The sequence below is a fragment of the Pedobacter sp. AC402 genome (genome assembly GCF_979252805.1).
Genome location: NZ_CEEDAI010000010.1, coordinates 26,911 through 46,362, shown reverse-complemented (window position 1 = coordinate 46,362; position 19,452 = coordinate 26,911). Strand labels below are relative to the sequence as shown.

Here is a 19,452-nt window from a genome sequence, read left to right as displayed (position 1 = left end):
TTATAATGAGATAACTCTCCTCTTGCAGCCTGGGGTTGCAATGGCAATCATTTCGAAAGACATGGCAAAAACTGTAAAGTTAGCGAAGTATTTTTTTAAGCGTTCAAAAGGAAAATATTGTAAAAAGAGTGGCCAGGTTAGGCAATATATCGCGATAGAAATTGCAAATTTAATGGGTTTAATCCAGAGATTGATGCCCATTAACAGCCTGTGATCAAATAAGGCAATAAGCAACATCAGCAGAAATAAAATTAAATGACCTAAACCGCAATAATATAAAGCAGGACTCCCATTCTTGATCCGCGTGAAAAGATTTTTCATGTTATGATTTTGTTTTGTTAATAATTTGATAAAGCAGGTAACCGCAGGGACCAAACATGAAAGTGAGGAGTAAACAAGGAATGACCAGCCAATGGGAAATTTTTCTATCATTTGCCGATTTTATAATGGAAAAACCAATCAAGAGGTCGAAAGCGAGGTAATGTACCCAGCCTGCCAGTAAAAGTTGATCATTTGCAAAAAGTGTACGTACTTCCTTTAGAGAGCCAAATCCGCCACCTTCAATGTTAAAGAAGCCTATAATATAAATGCTATAAATTATAGCGAGCACTAAAGGTATAACTGCAAAACGAACGAGCCATACGGTTACCTTCCATTTTGGAGCAACGATTAATAACAACCATTGCAAGGCAGCAAGCGCACTGGCAATAGAGAAAACCTGTGGTGTATCCATATTATTTAAAAAGATTCAGATGTTTTAATAGCACAAAGCTGCCGATAATCATTTGGGTTAAAAATGATATTGCGTTAATAAACACAACGAAATCGTTAACATAGGTGAAGATTAAACCGCAATAATGTTTTACAGCAAGAACATTAAGGTATTGATCTGTGGGAAGCGTTTAAAGGAGGTAGTATAGCTTTAATTAACCAAATAAGTATGCATTTAGAAACCATTAACCAACTTAAAACTACTTTTTGGTCAATTTCGCCCTAATCCTGCTCAGGCTTTGTGGTTGAATGCCCAAATACGAAGCAATTAAATGTTGGGGCAATCTATCTAAAATATGCGGGTTAGTATCAATAAGGTTAAGATAACGGTTTTCAGCAGATTGCGCCATGAGGTTACGTTTGCTCTTTGCGGTTTCAATAAATAAATTTTCGGCTATAATCCGTCCAAAACGCTCAAAAGCGCTGACTATGCAAATAAAGTGACTGCATATCAGCAAAGCTTAAAGTAAATACTTCACAATCTTCCAAGGCCTCAATAAAAAAATCGGAAGGTGTTTGAAGTAAAAAACTTTCATAATCGCCAATCCATTCCCCCTCAAAGGCAAAACCTAAGGTTTGGTCGCCTTTTTCATTACGTGTAAAAACCCGCATGCCGCCTTTGTAAACAATTACCATGCTTTTGCAAACCTGACCATCTTTTAGGTAGAAGCTGTGCTTCTTTAAACTTAAAGGTTTAAGGCGTTGCATAAATAAAAAAAAGCTCTTCTTCGGTAAAATCGACCAGTTTACTTAACGATTGCGTAATAATTTCGTACATGCTGAAATGGGTATTGAAGGGCAAATTTAGTACAATATTTTAAGGTTTTACCGCAATATATCATGCTATCAGATAATAGGTAAAACAAATGATTGACAGCTCGCTTAAAAAAAATCTCAGCCATTATTTTTTTTTAGAAAAGTATCTTAAAATTATTCCAGTGGGTTTAATTTCTAGTTTGTTTATATCTCATAATAGCTTAAATCTTACACTGATCCAATATTTCAGCCTTCCAACTTCTTTTATTAAATTTGCACCAATGATTTTATACAAAACCAACGAAGAAGTAGAACTGATGCAAATCAGTGCACTACTTGTGAGCGATACACTAGCAGAAATAGCCAAAATATTAAAACCAGGCATTACCACTTTGGCGATTGACAAACTGGCCAATGAATATATACTTGATCATGGTGCAGTTCCTTCTTTTTTTAATTTTAACGGTTTTCCTTTTCACATCATTACGTCCGTAAATGATGTTGTGGTGCATGGATTTCCGACAAAAGATGAGTTGAAAGACGGTGATATTATTTCTGTTGATGTTGGCACAATCAAAAATGGTTTTCATGGCGATCACGCTTATACATTCATAATTGGTGAGGTTTCTAAAGAGGTTTTAAATCTTGTTAAAACCACTAAAGAATCTTTGTTTTTAGGCATTAAAGAAGCCGTAGTTGGGAAACGCATCGGAGATATCGGTGCGGCAATCCAAATGCATAACGAAAAACAAGGTTATGGCGTTGTTCGTGATTTGGTTGGACATGGCTTGGGTAAGGATATGCACGAAGATCGACAGGTACCAAACTACGGTCGCAAAGGCAACGGTTTGCTGCTAAGAGAAAATTTAGTTCTGGCCATAGAACCCATGATTAATATGGGTAAAAAAGATGTTTTTCTGGATGAAGATGGCTGGACCATCAGAACGGCTGATGGAAGTCCATCAGTACATTTCGAACATGATGTTTGCGTTAAAAAAGGTGAAGCACTTATTCTATCAGATTATGCACCAATTGAGGCCGCAGAAAAGCAGAACAGCAATTTGAATACTTCATATTATTAATTGGATATAGCCACAACACAAATTGTGGCTTTTTTTTGCCCACTTAGCAATAATAATGGAATAATAAGCAGAAATTCAATTGTAATAGATCTATACACTACGCTTTGCTTCAGTGATGTCTATTTTTTTTGAAATTTGTCAGTCTGAGCGGAGTCGAAGACCCATATTAACTTATTTTCTATATAATTTATAATGAATCGCCTTAATTCAGCAGCAAACGCAATTCATTTTGCTCTTCAGGTTCCAGTTCAATCAATCCATTAAACATTTCCAACAGTTGGCTATGTTGACCCGAGACTCGCAGCAGCAGATCAATCAACCGTACCAATGTCTTTTTTTGGTCGGTATTTAAGCTACTGAGCAGCTTTGGTTCTATTTCGTATAATGCCTTTATTAAATTAACCAATGGTTCCTTATGTTGTGCTGTTTCCGTTGGAGATGAATAAGCTGGAAATATGGCATCCTGATCATAACTTTCTATCAAACGGCTGGCGTATTCTTTTAAAAACGGCTTTCTCTTATGTTTCAGGTATTCGGTAAGCTCTTTAATCAGGAACCGATATTTAGGAGAAGATTTTGCAGCACCAAATATGGCTACCTGACCTTCATTTTCGAAACTCTTAAAATCAAAATCACGAAAGAAATCACTATCAATATAAATGCTGTGAAAATAATCATCGCTCTTTTTGTTAAGCGTAGTATAATCTTTATATATCTCCTCGCCTCCCGCTAAAAAATAGTATTTGGATAACTCTCGATGCAGGTTTTCTTTCCAATGAACGTACTTCACCTTAAATGTAACCGCAGAATCGGGATAAAAAAGATTAAATTCTTCTAAAATTTTAACGTTGCTGCTAAAATCCAATGCCTCGCCATTTACAATGATTGTGTAGCTTTTGTGTTTGTTAAGCTCAATAAACCAACAAAATTCGTTGATCAGAAATGGAAGCACGGTTTCTTCAACATCTTGCACACTGATTTTCAGGTTACTAAAAGCAACAGTTGTACCTGTTTCGCCAATAGCATGAGGTGTCTCCGTAAAATCATGACTGTAACTGTTCAATCCACCAGTACTGATTTTTATTTGGCCCTGCTGGTAGCCCTGCTCTGTTTTGTAAGAGGTTCGCCAAACGGCATCATGCGCGAAAGTAAAAAAGGTAAGCCGGCCAACGCCATTACGTCCATGCATTTTTGAAGTATGCTTTGGCGCAACAATTTGAATCGATTTCTCGGATTCAAAAAAGGGATCGAACTTTTGTTGTAAGCGTTCGAAGTTAATTCCATAACCATTATCAGCAACACTAAGGCTTTCTAAAAGGCCAAGCGGATTGGCAACATAATCTATCCTGATGGTATCTGCATTGGCATCAAAGCCATTCCAGATATATTCAGCAATAGCCTGTTTTTCATTGTAGTTTTTAAGTGCCTTTTGAATTCCTTTGGATGTAATGTTAACCTTTACCGACATGATGCTAATTTAATTAGCAAATATATCATATTATTTTAATCCTAAAAGTTAGCGTAGGAATAAGTTTTAAACATCCTCAAAGTAGAATTTATTGGTATAAATACTTGATTAGGTTAATTAAAATGTTGGCATACAATCAAAAATCCTAAAGCAACTAAAATATTAACCAAAAAGGTCACTGCTTAAGTAACGGTCACCACGATCGCAGGCAATAAATACAATGGTCCCTTTATCCAGTTCGCCTGCAAGTTTTAATGCAGCGGCACATGCCCCACCCGAACTCATGCCTGCAAACAAGCCTTCTTCTTTAGCCATTCTTCTCGACATTAAAGTGGCTTCTTCCTGTGCAATATCCATCACACGATCTACCCGCTCTGGCTCAAATATTTTAGGTAAATATTCAACAGGCCATCTCCTTATGCCCGGTATAGATGAACCTTCGGTAGGTTGGCAGCCAACAATCTGTATATCTTTATTTTTTTCTTTTAAAAACGTGAGCAGCCCATAATGGTTCCTGTAGTACCCATCGAGCTTACAAAATGTGTAATCGCTCCGTTGGTATCTTTCCAGATTTCCGGTCCTGTTGTTTTGTAGTGTGCAAGGTAATTATCTGAATTTGCAAACTGGTTGAGCAAAAAATACCCCTCGCTGCTTCCTTTTTCTTCCGCATAATCTCTACAATCTTCAATGCTATCCAATAAAGTTACCTGCGCACCAAATGCCTCCATGGTTACCTTACGTTCGCGTGTAGAGTTGGCAGGCATTACCAGTTCAATATCCAAACGGTATAAACTTGCAATCATCGCCAGCGCAATACCCGTATTACCACTTGTTGCTTCAACCAGTTTTGTACCGGGTTTTATTTCGCCACGTTCTATTGCGCTCCTGATCATATTTAGCGATGCCCTGTCTTTAACGCTTCCTCCCGGGTTATTGCCTTCTAATTTAGCAAATACCCGCACTGCCGGATTAATGTTCAGCTTTTGCAGCTCAGCCATTGGCGTATTTCCGATCAGATCGATTATTCCTGCCATATTATAATATGTTAAATGGTTTCTTTATGGTTTCTTATGGTAATAATTGGCGAATGGTATGCTGTAGAAAACGCCGGAATACTTTCTGTAAGCCAAACGTTACCCCCTATGATACTATCATGCCCGATAACGGTTTCGCCTCCTAAAATGGTTGCCCCAGAGTAAATTACTACCCTATCCTCTACCGTTGGATGGCGTTTGCTGCCTGCCAATGTTTTTTTTACACTCAATGCCCCTAAGGTTACGCCCTGGTAAAGTTTCACATAGCGCCCAATTGTACTGGTTTCGCCGATTACAATCCCTGTTCCATGATCGATGTGGAAATATTCGCCGATACTGGCCGCAGGGTGGATATCAATACCTGTTTTGGAATGCGCATATTCAGTAAGGATTCTGGGTACCAGCGGAATACCGAATTGGTAGAGCATATGGGCAATCCGATAAAAACAGATGGCATAAAAACCAGGATAAGTTCTAACCACCTCAAACCTGCTCTGCGCCGCCGGATCGCCCTCGTATATCGCAACAATATCGGTATTTAATACCCGATAAAGTTCGGGCAACATTCCGAAAAACTGACCGGCTGCATTTTTGCATTCTGCATTTTTAAGCTTACAGCTACTCGATATAATATCATAAAGCTCTAGTTCCAAAACTGAAATATAAGCCTTTACTTCTTCTACAGTTGCAAATACCTTAGCCGAGTTTTCTGGAAAAAGCACCTGAATGAGTCGTTCCGCCCAAAGGGAGATGACTTCATTTGGTGGGATATTTGGTTGCTCTTGAGGGTTTTTAAATATTTGTTCAAAAAAATGGTCTTCCATAATCGGTGGTCATACCTGGTCAATCTGCTCATCGACTAGGTATATAGATTTAATCGCTAAATGTAAGTTTTGTTTTTTTAAACCAAAACAAATACTGCTGTTTTATCTTGAAAATTGCGCACCAATAACAATGAAATAAATTAATAGGTGCTATTCCTGATGGTGCTGAACCGAACCAGCAGTATGTTTTCGTAATATTTTATAAAGTACTTTTAAATCAAAGGGTTTACTGATGTAATCGTCGAATCCATTCAGCTTATAGTTCAGGTGGATATCAATGTTACAACTTAGCGCAAGTACCGGGAGGTATGGATATTTATTTTTAATGGATTGGCAAATGCAGGTTGCATCTTTCCCGTTGAGGCGAAAATCCAAAATAACAGTGTGAGGCTTGAAATTATCTACCAGTTCCATAAAACCTGGTTTAAAACCGATGGTTCCAAGGGTGATAAATCCTTCTTCTTCCAATGCAATTTTGAGTACCTCTAAAATAGATCCGTCAGTTTCCTCAATTAATATCCGATGCATTATATTGTATTTATAACAATTTATATTAAGATAGGAATTTTGAAGCTAAAACCTGAAGGAATAACCCTGAAATAAAAAAAACAGGTATAAATACAAAATATTACTACACCTATGAGGTTTATACGTATATATTGTACAAGAATATAAATATTTCTAAAACACTGTTCTGAAACTAGTGTTCTCTCTATATGTTTATTACCGATAAAACAACGGCAAAGGAACTGGATCGGGTTTATATCGGTGAAGAAATTACCTTTGAAGAGAAATCTGGCCTGGTATACCGTATTGCAGTATTCAAGTCGATAAGCCTAAACAGCTACGTATTTCAACTTGTGGATGGTGAACTGATTATCATCCGCAGAAATTGGAATAAGAATAATCAGATTTAATAAAGTATTCCGATCGGCAAACCGACCGGAATTACGCATATAAATTTATTTTTTCTGTTCAGATAAAAAAGTAACTAAAGAAGCAAGTTCTTCGTACGACAACGAATTGGCCAAACCTTCAGGCATCATGGAGTTTTCCATTTCCTTTCTTGTTAAAATATCGCCTGCCTTTATGGTAAATACTTCCCCCGGCAATGTTGCGCAAAACAACTTTGGCAGCTGTTTCTTCGGTGATAAATCCCATATAGGTATGATCACCTTTGGCAGTAATTAATACCGATGCAAAGCCTTGCGAAATAGAAGCACTAGGTTTTAATATCGATTCTGCAATCTGCTCACGGTTCATGATGGAGCCAATCTGCCCCATAAACGGACCTTTCATTTTTTCACTTTTACTTAAGCTATGGCAAGCAATACAACCCTGGTTATTGAAAATGTTTCTTCCTTTTAGCGGATTTCCCTGTAATTTATTAATGGCCAACAATACATCTTCAATAGAAGATTTGCCTACCTGGCCTTTTTGATTTTTAATTTTTTCCAAATCAATTTTAGGTTCTTCTGCAGCTGCTACTTTTTCCTCTTCAGCAAATTCAGGAATATCCATCCTTTGGCGCGCATTTAAATCTACATAAAACTGTTTGCCCTGGGCACCTGCTTTTGCAGCCTCTGCCTTTAAAAACTTCTCAATTGCAGGAGAGCCTTCCCATGAAACAGCTTTAAAGTATGGGCCATGCGAATCGGGGCGTGTACCCCACCACCAGCTCGCATCGTAAGCAATTTCCTTTTTATACAAACGGCCCAACGTAACCAAAATCTGTTGCTTTAACTTTTCATCTTTCGATTGATTGTAATTTTCAATCAAGCCATTAACAGCTTTTTCGGTATGGATATAACGCAACGCCCAAAGTGCAAGTGTTGAATTTTCGGTTTTAACAGCAGCAAGCAAAGCATCTACAGCATTAAGATCAACCAAAGCACGAACAGCTAAGTGAGGTAAAATAATTGCTGAGTTTGGCGTAGCATGCGGCCCTTCTGTACCTTTGGCAGGTGCAGTAAACGAAGCCGGAACATTTGTTTGTAAAAGTACATTGGCTACTTCTGCTCGCCCTGAAACGGTTTAAACCAATTATGGAAGTGGCCTGAACGCGTAAAGAAGAATCTTTTAGCCCTGCCAAAAATGGTTCTACAGGTACCTTATCAATGTAAGTTTTACGGTCGGCAAGTGCCTTTAAAGCAAATTCTCTTAAGGTTTTATCTTTGGTAAATTCAACTAAAGTAGCAATACCATTTTCTTTGGTGAGCTGTGCATAGGTAAAAACACCTGCCACACGCACATCAAGTGCTAAACTTTGGTCGGAAGCAATTTTTAATGCCGCATTAATGGCCTGTTTATCATTGCGTAACACCAATTCTTGCGAAGCCGTAAGCCTTGCCACTGCGCTATTTGATTTTAATAATTCTGTTAGTTTTTTAACAGAAGCTTTTTTAACATCTGGAAAAGCCTTATAAGTCCAGTTGTTTGGCACTGCACGAACAATGTATCCTTTATCCGGGCTACCAGAATAACCTGCACCATCCCATGCTGAAAGGTAGAGCCTTCCTAGCCATCAACATCTAAATCGGTAATTTGAGGCAATTTGATAAACTCTTCATCCTTTTGTGTAAAGGTTGGTCCATCGGTTGATACACGGTGGATGTAAAGCATGCTTCTGCCCCAGTCGGCCATCATTGGCACATGGTTATATTGTTCAGGCCAGTTGGGTTCATCCATAAATAATGCACCTGTACCCGATCCTCCACCTAAATCTGCCAACGCAGGAATAATTTCATCTGTAAAATTCTGAAATAAAACCGGATAGCCATATTCACCTGATTGGATGTGGTGAGAGAAACGCACATTCCAACCCCCACCATCATTGGTATTTTCGCGGGTAAAAACATTCATATAAGGATCAATCGCTACATCGTACACATTGCGGGTACCATGCGTAAATATTTCCATTTCGGTTCCATCGGGGCGCACGCGCAATATTCCACCGCCTAGCATGGTTAACTTTCTGCTGAGCCATCTACCGCATCGTGAAATCCAAAATCTCCAACGGAAATATAAATCCATCCATCAATTCCCATTCTTATGCCATTGGTGGCGTGGTCGGTACCACGTTCGCGGATGTATTTTGCATTGCTAATGTGCTCAATAAGTGGCTTTTCTGGTCCATCTGCCTTTCCGTCGCCGTCTTTGTCTTCAAATACGACTAAATTCATACCGGTAGCCTGCTTTGTTTCTTTAGAAAAAGTGGTGTGCAAAACAAATACCTGGTTTCCCTGCACAATAATCCCCCTTGGGTTATCTACTTCTGCAAAATCTACATGCTGGTCCATTTTGCCATCATTATCCTTATCAATTAATTTCAGGATATGTCCTTTACCGGGATCTTTTCCTAAAGAACCGATCATATCAACACCAACATAAACTTCGCCTGTTGGGGCAACGGCTAAACAAGCCGGACTTGGGGTAACATCAGGGCCTGCAAAATTGGTAATGGTTAATTCGGGCGGTAAGGCCTGTGATGCTTTTGGTTCATTGAATAAGCTTTTTAGTCCAAAAAAAACTAATGTAAACGAAATTAAGCTTAAAGAAAATTTAATCATTTGTGTGTGTTATTATTTTCTGGTTAGTTGTCGGGTAAACATACAAAAAAATCTAAATTCTATTATGCCACAATTTTGTGCTGTTTTATGCACTTATTAACCAATCGCGTGTTATTAATTTCTTTTTTTTTGACTTCAGTTACAGCAGCTGAAGAAAATTTAAATAACTCCTTTAAATTTTAAAGTAAATTAACGCTTCATGCGTCTACCATTAAAAGTTGAGGTAAATCCTTCACAATAGTTACTAAAAAAATTAATTCCAACAAAATAGCCCTAACACCTGATTTATTATTGCAATAATGCCTTAAAAAACAAACAAATAGATGAAAAATATAATAAAAATGGAACAATTAAACAGTTTAAACACATTTTAACAAATTATTTTAAAAAACAGTTGGTTCGAAAGAGATATTTTATTATATTTACTAAATCCAACATTAATTAAATCAGTAAGTTATGAAAAATATTCTTTATTTCTTCCTGACTGCCCTGATTTCCTCCATTGCGCTGTTAATCACAAAGGATGCTTCTGACCCTGAATTGGTTTACAGTACGGTGGTGTTAATATGGATTCTGTACATCTGGTACCATATTTATGCTGCTAATAAGAGGAACTACAGTGAGTAGTCTGCATTAATTTTTTTTATACTTTCCCGCACAATATAGCCCGGGCTGTTTGGTAATGCAATAAGTTTTACAAAAGCATTTTCGGCCATCTTCCTTTTTGTATCCTTCAACGCTTATAACAAAAGCGGCATTACTGTTAAAATGGTAACATAATTTAACATTTAGCTCAGGTACATCAACAACTAAAGTTATTATCTTCGTAGAAAACTAAAACGTAGCAGTTTACGTTTATAACTTAGCCTGGCAAAAATACCAGCATACATATAAAACTTAATGAACTTGGAGTATCGACCTCGTACATGGGGTAGATAAGCGCACAAGATCATGAAATCAAAAGCAAAATTCCCCTGTTTAACGGGAAATTCTTTTTACGCCGAAGTTCGCCGTAGGGTAAATAAAGACTTTAAGGAAAACAATAGAAGTACAAATGCCAACAAATTAATGTGGTTTAAAGCCTGCTTTTTCTTAACCGTATTCCTGGTACTTTATTTGGTGATATTACTTTTACCCATTAGCACTGCATTACTTTTAGGCTTAACGGTTTTACTTGGCGCAACATGTGCTTTTATAGGCTTTAACATTTGCCATGATGCTATTCATGGCTCTTTTTCAAACTCTAAACGGATCAATTCATTTTTCAGTTTCCTTTTTCATATGGTGGGTGCTAACCCTTATGTTTGGAACATTACGCACAATGTGGTGCACCATACTTATACCAATATCCCCGGGCATGATGAAGATATTGAAGTGGCTCCAGGTTTAATCCGCATTTGTAATGAGGATGAATTAAAGCCCCACCAACGTTTCCAGCAATGGTATGCTTTTCCTTTATACAGTTTGGCTTCACTATCGTGGGTATTCCGCAAAGATTATAAAAAATTCTTCCAGAAAAGCGTAGGGGCCTGTCAGCATACACACCCAAAAATTGAATATTTTAACCTTTTTTTCTATAAATTCCTTTATTATTTTGCGTTTATCGGTTTGCCCATTTTGGTAATGCCGCTTAGTTGGTGGCAGGTTGCCATTGGTTTTGTGGTATTGCATATGGCTCAAGGATTAACCATGGGACTTGTTTTTCAGTTGGCCCACGTAGTAGAGGGAACAACTTTCCCTGTAACCAACGCCGATGGTAACATGGAAGAAGCCTGGGCAGAGCACCAAATGCGCACTACAGCAAATTTTGCCACTGAATGCCACATTTCAGCATTTTTTCTTGGCGGGTTAAACAGGCAAATTGAACACCATCTTTTCCCAAAAATATGCCATGTACATTATGGAAGAATTGCAGGTATTGTTAAGCAAACGGCTTTAGACTTTAACCTGCCTTACCATGAAAATGCAACTTTCTTTCTCGCTTTGCGCTCCCATTACCGCATATTAAAGAAAATGGGCAGGCCTGAGCTGGCTCATTAAATTTTCGTGCTAAAAGCAATTTCGTACAAAGTTAAGTTGATCATCAGTTTAACCACCTAAAAAATTAACGGGTTAACTTTATAAGTTATTGACTTATGAATACTTTTCTATTCACAAAAACTTAACATAAATCCATTTCTTCAAAGGGCAGAACTTTTTATCTTAGCAATATGTACTGGTACGAAGAAGAGGTTAAACAATTGGAGAAAAGGCATCGAATGGATCGCGAGCATCCGGGAATTATTTTCTACGGGAGTTCATCAATCCGCTTATGGACGAATTTGGAAGATGATTTTGATTTCACTAAAGTTACCAACCTGGGTTTCGGAGGCTCTACCTTGGCAGCTTGTGTTTGGTTTTTCGAACGGATCATGACTGATTATAAACCCAAATCGTTAGTGGTATATGCTGGCGATAACGACCTTGGAGATGGCCGGAACCCTGAAGAGATCTTTATTTTTTTTCAGCAGTTAATGGTTAAGGTAAATTTGAGGTTTGGCCCCCTGCCCTGTTATTTTATTTCTTTAAAGCCAAGTTTAAACCGTTGGCATATGGCCGATCAGTTTAGGTATACCAATAACCTGATTGAAAGTGAAATCATTAAAATTAATGGCAACTGGAAATTTATTGATGTATTTAAAAAAATGCTAAATAAAGCGGGCAATCCTGATCCTGCATTATACGATCATGATGGCTTACACCTAAGCGAAGAAGGTTATCGTTTATGGGCCGAAATTGTTAAAGATAAAATAGGTTAATCATTACCTTTAATTAATATCCCGATAACATCGAAGCACTATTTTTCCATAAAGAATTTTAAGCAAATGAACAGGGAATACCATAAATGGTTCAGCCATAACCTTCAAAGGGATATGGAATTGTTAGTTTTCGGACAAAGCGGGCGGGCAGTTATATTTTTCCCTACTCGGATGGCCAGGTTTTATGATTACGAAAACTGGGGAATTATCGCCTCATTGAGCGATCAGATTGAAAACGGCGAACTCCAGGTTTTTTGCGTGGATAGTATTGATGGCGAAAGTTTTTATAATGATGAAGTATTTCCTTCCGTATCGTATTGACCGTCATCTCCAGTATGAAAAATACTTATTGGAAGAAGTAATGCCACTTATTGATCAAAAAAACGGTGGCGGTTACGTAGAAACTGCAGGCTGCAGCATGGGCGCTTACCACGCCATCAATCTGGCCATGAAATACCCCTGGTTATTTAAAAAAGCTGTTGGCATAAGCGGCCGTTATGATCTTACGGATAATATTGGTGATTTTAGAGATTTATTAAATGGTTTTCATAATGAAAAAGTGTATTACAATATGCCAGAGCCTTCGATACATTGCCAATCTTAATGATGATAAATTACTTTCGGAAGTGCGAAGTATGGAAATCATCTTGGCAGTTGGCGAAACTGACCCATTTTTAAGTGGAAACCAGCACCTGAGCAGTCTTTTATGGAAAAAGGAATCCCAAATCAGTTTCATACCTGGCAAAGCAATGCGCATCGCCCTCATTACTGGCGAAAAATGGCACCAATGTACATTTAAGTGTCATGTAAAATGAATGATTATTGTACAGCGGGAAAATAATATTGTTTAACGTGCACCGTGTCGAAAGGTGTTGTGGTTCCTTCAACAGCCAAAACGATATTAGATTCTACTAACCACTTTTCACCCTGAACACCAGTTTTGGTTACCCTTATACCTTTTACTGTCCCGGTTAAAGCTTTTAAAGATATTGAAAGACATGATGGGCAATCACTTACATATTTTACCCTGCCCTCAGCTACGTCCTTATCATTAAGAACAAAATTATCGCCCATCATCGGAGCCAGGAAATAAAATGACCTCGCGCCATAACCTATGTTTTTTGACCAGAAAACGCGGTATTGTCCGGTGGTTAAGGTAATCTGGCGATCAAGCATTGTGGCATTATTTACATATTGATAATAACAGGTTGTACCCACCGGGCAACCGGTTAAATCTTTATCGTCTACAATGGTTTCAATAGGGTCTGCGGTTTTCTTTTTACAGGCGAGCAAAGTGCTTAGTGCGATTAAAAGAATGGCTGTAGGTTTGAAAGCGTTTTTCATGTGGATTTAGTTTTTGTAATCAATACGGGATCAAATGAATTTGCGCTACAGCTGCTACATTAAGTTTATGTTAAATTATTTTCAGCAGCAATTAAACCCGGAATATATTGATCCAGAAAATTCTAAAAACTTTATATTAACATTGATTGAACAAGAAAATATTAAGTTTGCATACAAACAAATTAAATCTCGAAAAACATGAAACAAGGATTATTAATAGATATGGATGGGGTGATTTATAGCGGCGAAGAATTGATATTTGGTGCTGATAAATTTATTAAAAAATTAATCGACGAAGATATTCCTTTCGCTTTTATGACCAATAATAGCCAGCGAACTGGTTTGGAAGTTGTGCGCAAGCTTAAAGGCCTTGGCATTAAGGTTGAAGAAAGTCACGTTTATACCAGTGCAATGGCTACAGGTAAATTTCTTTCCGATCAAAGTCCGAATGGTACCGCATACGTACTGGGTGAAGGTGGTTTATTAAGCAGTTTACACGATCACGAAATTACGCTGGTAAATACCGACCCAGAATTTGTAGTGCTTGGAGAAGGAAGAAACTTTACGCTAGAAATGGTTCAAAGAGCCGTAGATATGATTCTTGCGGGCGCAAAATTCATCACGACGCAACAGAGATCCATCGCCAAAAAAACCAGGATGGAACAACCTTGGGATTGCCGCAACCACAGCCATGATTGAAGAAGCTACAGGCAGAAAAGCATTTGTAACAGGCAAACCTAGTCCGGTGATGATGCGTTCGGCCCGTAAATTCCTCGGACTCGAAACCAGCGAAACCACTGTTATTGGCGATACCATGGAAACCGATATTCAAGGCGGCGTACAGATGGGTTATAAAACAATTTTAGTTCTGTCGGGTATATCAAGCAAAGATACTTTAGGTCATTATGCTTTTAAACCTGATATGATTGCCAGTTCGGTTGATGAGATAAAGTTTCCTTTAACCTGGTGGGAAGGGAGGTAGTTTTGAGTTGGGAGTTTGGAGTTTTGAGTTGATGGTTGATGGTCAATGGCTCATAGTCAATGGTTAATAGTCCATAGTCTATAGTTCATAATTCAGGGATCGTCATTTCAGAGTACCACGCATCAGAGAAATCTTTTAAAGGAATTTGAAAAAACAAAGACAAAGATTTCTCCACTACGGTCGAAATGACGGCAAACAAGTATTTACTGCATACCGCATGACGGCTAAAGAATATTTAATCCGTACCCCGCATCGACGGCGAAAGAGTATTTAATTCGTACCGTCATCCTCGCGCAGGCGGGGATCTTAATGCGGTGTTTATTTTAGTCTTAAATAGTCCTCGTTTGTAACGAGGATTTTTGAGGTACGCATTTGCAATGCGAAAATAATCCCTTTAAGGAGCGATAAAATCGCTTTACTCGTACATCCTCGTTACAAACGAGGACGATGTAGGTATATACTCCATATATCGTATAACTGCAAAAGATTATTTACGCCACACCCGTCATCCTCGCGCAGGCGGGGATGCTTAATGCGGTGTTTATTTTAAGTCTTAAATAGTCCTCGTTTGTAACGAGGATTTTTGAGGTACGCATTTGCAATGCGAAAATAATCCCTTTAAGGAGCGATAAAATCGCTTTACTCGTACATCCTCGTTACAAACGAGGACGATGTAGGTATATACTCCATATATCGTATAACTGCAAAAGATTATTTACGCCACACCCGTCATCCTCGCGCAGGCAGGGGATCTTAATGCGGTGTTTATTTTAGTCTTAAATAGTCCTCGTTTTTAACGAGGACTATTTAAGGTACGCATTTGCAATGCGAAAATAATTCCTTTAAGGAGCGATAAAATCGCTTTACTCGTACATCCTCGTTACAAACGAGGACGATGTAGGCAAAGATTATTTACTCCAAACCGTCATCCTCGCACAGGTGGGGATCTTAATGCAGTGTTTATTTTAGTCTTAGATAGTCCTCGTTTTTAACGAGAATTTTCAAGGTACGCATTTGCAATGCGTAAATAATTCCTTTAAGGAGCGATAAAATCGCTTTACTCGTACATCCTCGTTATAAACGAAGACGATGTAGATGATCATCTTTGAATTCTCCGTGCCTTCTGTGTTTCCGTGGCAAAAACTAATCTCTGTGTAAATCTGTGGTTAAAGTAATTAACCCTCAGAAAAATAAGTTATGTTCGATTGATAATATAAAGCAAGATCACTTAACGCATAACTAACTAGGCCTTTACCAAAAAATGTTCTGGCATTTCGGCTGCTTTAAGCATAAAATTATGGAGTTCGTAGTTTTTAACAAAAGGTTTTAACAGTTGTGATCCGGGGCCGAACATTGTAAGCTCAACATAATCGCCAGTGTGGTTCATACCCGCCCATTGCACATCTGTGTATTTACTTAAAATCTTGCCGTATTCGTAAAATGGAAGGTTTGCTTCGTTATATAACTGGTTAGGAACAATATCTTTAAAATGTGCAAGTAGCGATTTTACATCGTCGGCTTTCATTTCGATACCCTGATTTTCTTTAATCATTTCCATGATTTTTTGTTCGCTGAAAGATTGGTTCAGTTGGGCAAGCAACCAGGTATTGCTGTGTTTAAAGTTTTGTAAGCTATCAAATTTTTTATTGGCTTCATCTGCATAAAAGAGGCCAGGATTTGCATTGCCATGGTCTGTAGTAATAATTACCAATGTTTCGCCATCTTTTTCAGCAAACTCAATTACTTTTCCTACCGCTTCATCAAAAGCCAATTGATCGAATATTAATCCACCTAAATCATTAGAATGCGCTGCCCAATCTACCTTTCCGCCTTCAACCTGCAATGCGAAACCATCTTTATGATCTTTCATCAAATCAATGGCCTTAACAGTCATTTCGGCCAATGTTGGCACCATTTTTTGCAATTCAGCATCGTGCATACGGTCTACCTCGTAAGGGAGTCCATCTTCAGCAAACAATCCTAATACCGGCTTGGATTGATCCAGGGCCAACATTTCATTTCTATTTTCTGCAACTTTATATCCCTGAGATAAAAATTTAGGTAAAAGGTTTCCTCCTGCTCTTTTTTCGCCGAAATATTTACCTCCGCCACCCATCATTACATCGAATTTTAGGCCTAAATAAATTTCAGCAATAATATCCTGGCCACCACGGTTATCCAGGTTAACGCAAAAACCTGCAGGGGTGGCATGGGTAATGGGTACGGTGGTTACACAACCAACTTTTTTACCTTTTTCTTTTAAATTTCTGAAGTATGGGTTGAGGTTTCTCCCCTTTCATTCCAACATTGAGCGAACCATTTCTTACACGCATCCCACCACCCCATGATGAGCTTGCTGCTGCAGAATCGGTAACCATCGAACTGGCAGAAGCGGTATCCATTAATGCACGAACAGCTTTATTATCAAGATATAAACCTAACCATTTACTGCTTTTACCGAAAGTGCGGCTGGCATACAAATCTGCCATATTCAAAGTGCCTATGCTCATCCCATCGCTCACCATCATGATAATGTTTTTTGCCTTTTTTATTCCTCCAACCGGGGCGGCTAATACATCTTTAAATCCAACTAATGGCGCACTTAAGCCGGCTAATAATCCGCCTTTTAACAATGATCTTCTATTCATATTTTTTTAAGGGTGTTGCCCTTTTACATATTTCGTAAATAATGGTTTAGACTGAGCGTAACTGCTGGATGGAAAATTATGGCGAACTGATGTAGGATGATTTGAACGCAGCATTTTCTGGTGAGATAAAGAATCGGTATCAGTAACAGACTCCATTTCATTGGAAGGTAACTTAATGTGGTTACCAGCTGGCGATTTTGGAGGTTGTGGTTCTTTATTCATGGTAAGCAGCGCAACTGCCGGGATAACCATTAACATGCCTATACATGAAATCAATCTCATATCAATTAAATTATTAACACCACGGGGTATTTTGATGCTGATTTTATTTACAAAGATGTGTGGCGGCCATTACCAATGTGGTGATATAGCATTATGAAATTGTTAAAAGTTTAGCACAGTTTTAATTGAATATTAAGGGAATGGCTAAAATTTATATTTGGTTAGCGTCATATAAAAACAATGGCATTCGACTTTAAAGCCGTTGATTATAGACATCACAAAACAATAGCGTAATACAAGTAATTAATAAAACCACAGATCAACATGATGAACACAGCTATAAAGATCTGTGTTTATTTGTATCCATCTGTGGTTAAAAAACAAAACGCAAGTTTGCAAAATGCAAACAACCACAGATTAACAGAATGCACCCAGCTATAAAATCCGTGTTTATCTGTGTCCATCTGTGGTTAAGAAATAGAGCGTTGCAGAAATTCTGTTGATCCACATCATTTGGAAAGCAGGTTCCAGAACGTTCTGTTAAGCGTTTGTTCCGGCTTTTCGATGCGATCTTTTTAGCCTATGCAAAGGCCTTGCTTCAAAAAAGGATCTCCTCTGCAATCCGGTTTAAAAAAAATAGTTTTGTGGTACTATTCAAGGTTGCATAATGCCTGGCATAACACAAATAATTAATAAAACCACAGATCAACAGGATGAACACAGTTATAAAATCCGTGTTTATCTGTGTCCATCTGTGGTTAAGAAATAGAGCGTTGCATAAATTCTGTTGATCCAAATCATTTGGAAAGCAGGTTCCAGAACGTTCTGTTAAGCGTTTGTTCCGGCTTTTCGATGCGATCTTTTTAGCCTATACAAAGGCCTTGCTTCAAAAAAGGATCTCCTCTGCAATCCGGTTTAAAAAAATAATTTTGTGGTACTATTCAGGGTTGCATAATGCCTGGCATAACACAAATAATTAATAAAACTACAGATCAACAGGATGCACACAGCTGTAAAATCCGTATTTATCTGTGTCCATTTGCAAACGCTCCAAACGCTTAGGTTCACCACCACTCATTCTTTTCTCCAATTCTAAAAACTCCTCGGGGCTTTGCCAGCGTTTAATTTCGGGGTCGTAGATCCAATGTTTAGCGGCTTTTGCTTTTTCGTAAATGGTAAAATAAGTTACCGTTGGTTTAGGCGGTTCTTCGTACTTAAAATTCTCCCATTTTTGGTAACGCTCGCTTTTGGTGATTAGTTCTTTGGGTTTCATTTTACAGATGATAAAATATGGTATTCTACTTTTTCTTGCGTGTTTTTGGTTTATCCGTAATTTGGTTTAAAGTTTCTGCTTCTTTTAATAAATAGCGTTTAATCAGTTCTATTAATTCTTTCATCATCATTTAGTTTAATGCATTCCAGCCGTTGGTATCTTAACTCAACAGCGTTAAATTAATACAAAAATACTAAAAATATTAGTAATTACTATCCCAGTTATCAACACTCTTTTGAGTTGTACAACTAAATATTCTAATAATCTCCCCTACTTTTTATAATGATGCCCCCGCTTTTTATAATCCTTTTTTTATTCTCAGGCAAGGAGCGTTAGCCATAAACCACTATACTTCGTTCCTAAACCCGGTAGCAACGAAAATCCTTTTTATTGCTTTAAAAAGAATATCTATTATGGTTGCAGCTGGTAGCATAGTATCTGCAATAAAAAGATTAAAGTGCATAACGGGAATGCAGAACCAATGGAAAGCTAAACGTTCATTTTCAAGCATTACAGCAATTGTATTAAAATGAATAAAACAAAAATTGCGCACCTGATCATTATCGAAAACAAAACATTTTTTCTACAACGAGCTACCTTAAACAGCATTAAAGACCCAAGGTGTAATTTAGATTGAAGCGCATACCTGATGTTATGGTTTTTGCTTAATGCCCAGGCCCA

At 38.0% G+C, this 19,452-nt stretch carries 24 protein-coding genes and 1 pseudogene; 9 read left to right on the top strand and 16 right to left on the bottom strand.

Annotated elements, in window-relative coordinates; translation table 11 throughout:
* The 3 genes from AC0IWE_RS17800 to AC0IWE_RS17790 all read right to left on the bottom strand — a co-directional run bounded on the left by AC0IWE_RS17800 (nucleotide 1) and on the right by AC0IWE_RS17790 (nucleotide 1,479).
* Entirely contained in the window at nucleotides 1–321 is a 321-nt protein-coding gene (locus AC0IWE_RS17800; protein ID WP_471794104.1) for a hypothetical protein, read from the bottom strand.
* A gap of 1 nt (nucleotide 322) precedes the next feature.
* Nucleotides 323–733: an ABA4-like family protein gene (locus AC0IWE_RS17795; RefSeq protein ID WP_471794103.1), complete on the bottom strand. Its 411-nt coding sequence runs from the start codon at nucleotides 731–733 to the stop codon at nucleotides 323–325.
* 452 nt (nucleotides 734–1,185) lie between these two features.
* Nucleotides 1,186–1,479, bottom strand: coding sequence for a Crp/Fnr family transcriptional regulator (locus tag AC0IWE_RS17790; RefSeq protein WP_471794102.1), 294 nt, complete (start codon nucleotides 1,477–1,479; stop codon nucleotides 1,186–1,188).
* A 329-nt stretch (nucleotides 1,480–1,808) separates the two neighbouring features.
* On the opposite strand from AC0IWE_RS17790, the gene map reads away from it, so the two are divergent.
* A complete protein-coding gene (gene map / locus AC0IWE_RS17785; protein WP_471794101.1) occupies nucleotides 1,809–2,609 on the top strand; it encodes a type I methionyl aminopeptidase in 801 nt (266 codons plus the stop codon).
* Between the two features lie 202 nt (nucleotides 2,610–2,811).
* On the opposite strand, the gene AC0IWE_RS17780 is transcribed toward map, so the two are convergent.
* The 4 genes and pseudogenes from AC0IWE_RS17780 to AC0IWE_RS17765 all read right to left on the bottom strand — a co-directional run bounded on the left by AC0IWE_RS17780 (nucleotide 2,812) and on the right by AC0IWE_RS17765 (nucleotide 6,463).
* Complete coding sequence (locus tag AC0IWE_RS17780; RefSeq protein ID WP_471794100.1) at nucleotides 2,812–4,077, bottom strand: ATP-binding protein; 1,266 nt, start codon at nucleotides 4,075–4,077, stop codon at nucleotides 2,812–2,814.
* Nucleotides 4,078–4,239: 162 nt separating this feature from the next.
* Nucleotides 4,240–5,075 (bottom strand): annotated as a pseudogene (gene cysM, locus AC0IWE_RS17775) (cysteine synthase CysM).
* A gap of 47 nt (nucleotides 5,076–5,122) precedes the next feature.
* Nucleotides 5,123–5,935, bottom strand: a complete 813-nt coding sequence (epsC, locus tag AC0IWE_RS17770; RefSeq protein WP_471794099.1) for a serine O-acetyltransferase EpsC — start codon at nucleotides 5,933–5,935, stop codon at nucleotides 5,123–5,125.
* 150 nt (nucleotides 5,936–6,085) lie between these two features.
* Nucleotides 6,086–6,463 (bottom strand): response regulator, encoded by a 378-nt coding sequence (locus AC0IWE_RS17765; RefSeq protein WP_471794098.1) that lies wholly within the window; start codon nucleotides 6,461–6,463, stop codon nucleotides 6,086–6,088.
* A gap of 188 nt (nucleotides 6,464–6,651) precedes the next feature.
* Here AC0IWE_RS17765 and AC0IWE_RS17760 point away from each other — a divergent pair, with 188 nt between their 5' ends.
* A complete protein-coding gene (locus AC0IWE_RS17760) occupies nucleotides 6,652–6,852 on the top strand; it encodes a hypothetical protein (protein WP_055909924.1) in 201 nt (66 codons plus the stop codon).
* 118 nt (nucleotides 6,853–6,970) lie between these two features.
* Here AC0IWE_RS17760 and AC0IWE_RS17755 read toward each other — a convergent pair whose 3' ends face one another.
* The 4 genes from AC0IWE_RS17755 to AC0IWE_RS17740 all read right to left on the bottom strand — a co-directional run bounded on the left by AC0IWE_RS17755 (nucleotide 6,971) and on the right by AC0IWE_RS17740 (nucleotide 9,504).
* Complete coding sequence (locus tag AC0IWE_RS17755; protein ID WP_471794097.1) at nucleotides 6,971–7,825, bottom strand: hypothetical protein; 855 nt, start codon at nucleotides 7,823–7,825, stop codon at nucleotides 6,971–6,973.
* Nucleotides 7,818–8,378 carry a HEAT repeat domain-containing protein gene (locus AC0IWE_RS17750; RefSeq protein WP_471794096.1) on the bottom strand — a complete coding sequence of 187 codons (561 nt, stop codon included), beginning with the start codon at nucleotides 8,376–8,378 and terminating at the stop codon, nucleotides 7,818–7,820. The genes AC0IWE_RS17755 and AC0IWE_RS17750 overlap by 8 nt, the downstream gene beginning before the upstream one ends.
* Before the next feature lie 74 nt (nucleotides 8,379–8,452).
* Nucleotides 8,453–8,899 (bottom strand): hypothetical protein, encoded by a 447-nt coding sequence (locus AC0IWE_RS17745; protein WP_471794095.1) that lies wholly within the window; start codon nucleotides 8,897–8,899, stop codon nucleotides 8,453–8,455.
* Nucleotides 8,900–8,901: 2 nt separating this feature from the next.
* Nucleotides 8,902–9,504, bottom strand: a complete 603-nt coding sequence (locus tag AC0IWE_RS17740; RefSeq protein WP_471794094.1) for a DUF7133 domain-containing protein — start codon at nucleotides 9,502–9,504, stop codon at nucleotides 8,902–8,904.
* Between the two features lie 456 nt (nucleotides 9,505–9,960).
* Here AC0IWE_RS17740 and AC0IWE_RS17735 point away from each other — a divergent pair, with 456 nt between their 5' ends.
* The 5 genes from AC0IWE_RS17735 to AC0IWE_RS17715 all read left to right on the top strand — a co-directional run bounded on the left by AC0IWE_RS17735 (nucleotide 9,961) and on the right by AC0IWE_RS17715 (nucleotide 12,906).
* Nucleotides 9,961–10,131 carry a hypothetical protein gene (locus AC0IWE_RS17735; protein ID WP_463494501.1) on the top strand — a complete coding sequence of 57 codons (171 nt, stop codon included), beginning with the start codon at nucleotides 9,961–9,963 and terminating at the stop codon, nucleotides 10,129–10,131.
* Between the two features lie 324 nt (nucleotides 10,132–10,455).
* Nucleotides 10,456–11,544: a fatty acid desaturase family protein gene (locus AC0IWE_RS17730; RefSeq protein WP_471794093.1), complete on the top strand. Its 1,089-nt coding sequence runs from the start codon at nucleotides 10,456–10,458 to the stop codon at nucleotides 11,542–11,544.
* Nucleotides 11,545–11,714: 170 nt separating this feature from the next.
* The gene (locus tag AC0IWE_RS17725; protein ID WP_471794092.1) at nucleotides 11,715–12,302 is read left to right on the top strand and encodes a GDSL-type esterase/lipase family protein; all 588 of its coding nucleotides are present in this window, start codon (nucleotides 11,715–11,717) and stop codon (nucleotides 12,300–12,302) included.
* 114 nt (nucleotides 12,303–12,416) lie between these two features.
* Nucleotides 12,417–12,623, top strand: coding sequence for a hypothetical protein (locus tag AC0IWE_RS17720; RefSeq protein WP_471794091.1), 207 nt, complete (start codon nucleotides 12,417–12,419; stop codon nucleotides 12,621–12,623).
* On the top strand, nucleotides 12,592–12,906 hold the full coding sequence (locus AC0IWE_RS17715) for an alpha/beta hydrolase-fold protein (protein WP_471794090.1): 315 nt from the start codon (nucleotides 12,592–12,594) through the stop codon (nucleotides 12,904–12,906). Before AC0IWE_RS17720 ends, AC0IWE_RS17715 begins: the two co-directional genes overlap by 32 nt.
* 215 nt (nucleotides 12,907–13,121) lie before the next feature.
* Here AC0IWE_RS17715 and AC0IWE_RS17710 read toward each other — a convergent pair whose 3' ends face one another.
* Complete coding sequence (locus tag AC0IWE_RS17710) at nucleotides 13,122–13,646, bottom strand: hypothetical protein (protein ID WP_471794089.1); 525 nt, start codon at nucleotides 13,644–13,646, stop codon at nucleotides 13,122–13,124.
* Nucleotides 13,647–13,844: 198 nt separating this feature from the next.
* On the opposite strand from AC0IWE_RS17710, the gene AC0IWE_RS17705 reads away from it, so the two are divergent.
* Both AC0IWE_RS17705 and AC0IWE_RS17700 read left to right on the top strand, forming a co-directional pair.
* Nucleotides 13,845–14,345, top strand: coding sequence for an HAD family hydrolase (locus AC0IWE_RS17705; RefSeq protein ID WP_471794088.1), 501 nt, complete (start codon nucleotides 13,845–13,847; stop codon nucleotides 14,343–14,345).
* Nucleotides 14,338–14,628, top strand: a complete 291-nt coding sequence (locus AC0IWE_RS17700) for an HAD hydrolase-like protein (protein WP_471794087.1) — start codon at nucleotides 14,338–14,340, stop codon at nucleotides 14,626–14,628. The genes AC0IWE_RS17705 and AC0IWE_RS17700 overlap by 8 nt, the downstream gene beginning before the upstream one ends.
* Before the next feature lie 1,243 nt (nucleotides 14,629–15,871).
* On the opposite strand, the gene AC0IWE_RS17695 is transcribed toward AC0IWE_RS17700, so the two are convergent.
* The 4 genes from AC0IWE_RS17695 to AC0IWE_RS17680 form a co-directional block, all read right to left on the bottom strand.
* Nucleotides 15,872–16,846: an alkaline phosphatase gene (locus AC0IWE_RS17695; protein ID WP_471794231.1), complete on the bottom strand. Its 975-nt coding sequence runs from the start codon at nucleotides 16,844–16,846 to the stop codon at nucleotides 15,872–15,874.
* A 28-nt stretch (nucleotides 16,847–16,874) separates the two neighbouring features.
* Complete coding sequence (locus AC0IWE_RS17690; RefSeq protein WP_471794086.1) at nucleotides 16,875–17,276, bottom strand: alkaline phosphatase; 402 nt, start codon at nucleotides 17,274–17,276, stop codon at nucleotides 16,875–16,877.
* Nucleotides 17,277–17,282: 6 nt separating this feature from the next.
* Nucleotides 17,283–17,558, bottom strand: coding sequence for a hypothetical protein (locus AC0IWE_RS17685; protein WP_471794085.1), 276 nt, complete (start codon nucleotides 17,556–17,558; stop codon nucleotides 17,283–17,285).
* A 925-nt stretch (nucleotides 17,559–18,483) separates the two neighbouring features.
* A complete protein-coding gene (locus tag AC0IWE_RS17680) occupies nucleotides 18,484–18,771 on the bottom strand; it encodes a hypothetical protein (protein WP_471794084.1) in 288 nt (95 codons plus the stop codon).
* Nucleotides 18,772–19,452: the final 681 nt, after the last annotated feature.

Excerpts from the sequence above, each read along its gene's own strand:
- AC0IWE_RS17690 (WP_471794086.1), bottom strand. The coding sequence starts at position 17,276 with ATGAATAGAAGATCATTGTTAAAAGGCGGATTATTAGCCGGCTTAAGT.
- AC0IWE_RS17765 (WP_471794098.1), bottom strand. The coding sequence starts at position 6,463 with ATGCATCGGATATTAATTGAGGAAACTGACGGATCTATTTTAGAGGTA.
- AC0IWE_RS17780 (WP_471794100.1), bottom strand. The coding sequence starts at position 4,077 with ATGTCGGTAAAGGTTAACATTACATCCAAAGGAATTCAAAAGGCACTT.
- AC0IWE_RS17800 (WP_471794104.1), bottom strand. The coding sequence starts at position 321 with ATGAAAAATCTTTTCACGCGGATCAAGAATGGGAGTCCTGCTTTATAT.
- AC0IWE_RS17730 (WP_471794093.1), top strand. The coding sequence starts at position 10,456 with ATGAAATCAAAAGCAAAATTCCCCTGTTTAACGGGAAATTCTTTTTAC.
- AC0IWE_RS17700 (WP_471794087.1), top strand. The coding sequence starts at position 14,338 with ATGATTGAAGAAGCTACAGGCAGAAAAGCATTTGTAACAGGCAAACCT.
- map (WP_471794101.1), top strand. The coding sequence starts at position 1,809 with ATGATTTTATACAAAACCAACGAAGAAGTAGAACTGATGCAAATCAGT.
- epsC (WP_471794099.1), bottom strand. The coding sequence starts at position 5,935 with ATGGAAGACCATTTTTTTGAACAAATATTTAAAAACCCTCAAGAGCAA.
- AC0IWE_RS17720 (WP_471794091.1), top strand. The coding sequence starts at position 12,417 with ATGGAATTGTTAGTTTTCGGACAAAGCGGGCGGGCAGTTATATTTTTC.
- AC0IWE_RS17760 (WP_055909924.1), top strand. The coding sequence starts at position 6,652 with ATGTTTATTACCGATAAAACAACGGCAAAGGAACTGGATCGGGTTTAT.
- AC0IWE_RS17795 (WP_471794103.1), bottom strand. The coding sequence starts at position 733 with ATGGATACACCACAGGTTTTCTCTATTGCCAGTGCGCTTGCTGCCTTG.
- AC0IWE_RS17740 (WP_471794094.1), bottom strand. The coding sequence starts at position 9,504 with ATGATTAAATTTTCTTTAAGCTTAATTTCGTTTACATTAGTTTTTTTT.
- AC0IWE_RS17715 (WP_471794090.1), top strand. The coding sequence starts at position 12,592 with ATGATGAAGTATTTCCTTCCGTATCGTATTGACCGTCATCTCCAGTAT.
- AC0IWE_RS17735 (WP_463494501.1), top strand. The coding sequence starts at position 9,961 with ATGAAAAATATTCTTTATTTCTTCCTGACTGCCCTGATTTCCTCCATT.
- AC0IWE_RS17745 (WP_471794095.1), bottom strand. The coding sequence starts at position 8,899 with ATGCTAGGCGGTGGAATATTGCGCGTGCGCCCCGATGGAACCGAAATG.
- AC0IWE_RS17710 (WP_471794089.1), bottom strand. The coding sequence starts at position 13,646 with ATGAAAAACGCTTTCAAACCTACAGCCATTCTTTTAATCGCACTAAGC.
- AC0IWE_RS17680 (WP_471794084.1), bottom strand. The coding sequence starts at position 18,771 with ATGAAACCCAAAGAACTAATCACCAAAAGCGAGCGTTACCAAAAATGG.
- AC0IWE_RS17705 (WP_471794088.1), top strand. The coding sequence starts at position 13,845 with ATGAAACAAGGATTATTAATAGATATGGATGGGGTGATTTATAGCGGC.
- AC0IWE_RS17790 (WP_471794102.1), bottom strand. The coding sequence starts at position 1,479 with ATGCAACGCCTTAAACCTTTAAGTTTAAAGAAGCACAGCTTCTACCTA.
- AC0IWE_RS17725 (WP_471794092.1), top strand. The coding sequence starts at position 11,715 with ATGTACTGGTACGAAGAAGAGGTTAAACAATTGGAGAAAAGGCATCGA.
- AC0IWE_RS17685 (WP_471794085.1), bottom strand. The coding sequence starts at position 17,558 with ATGAGATTGATTTCATGTATAGGCATGTTAATGGTTATCCCGGCAGTT.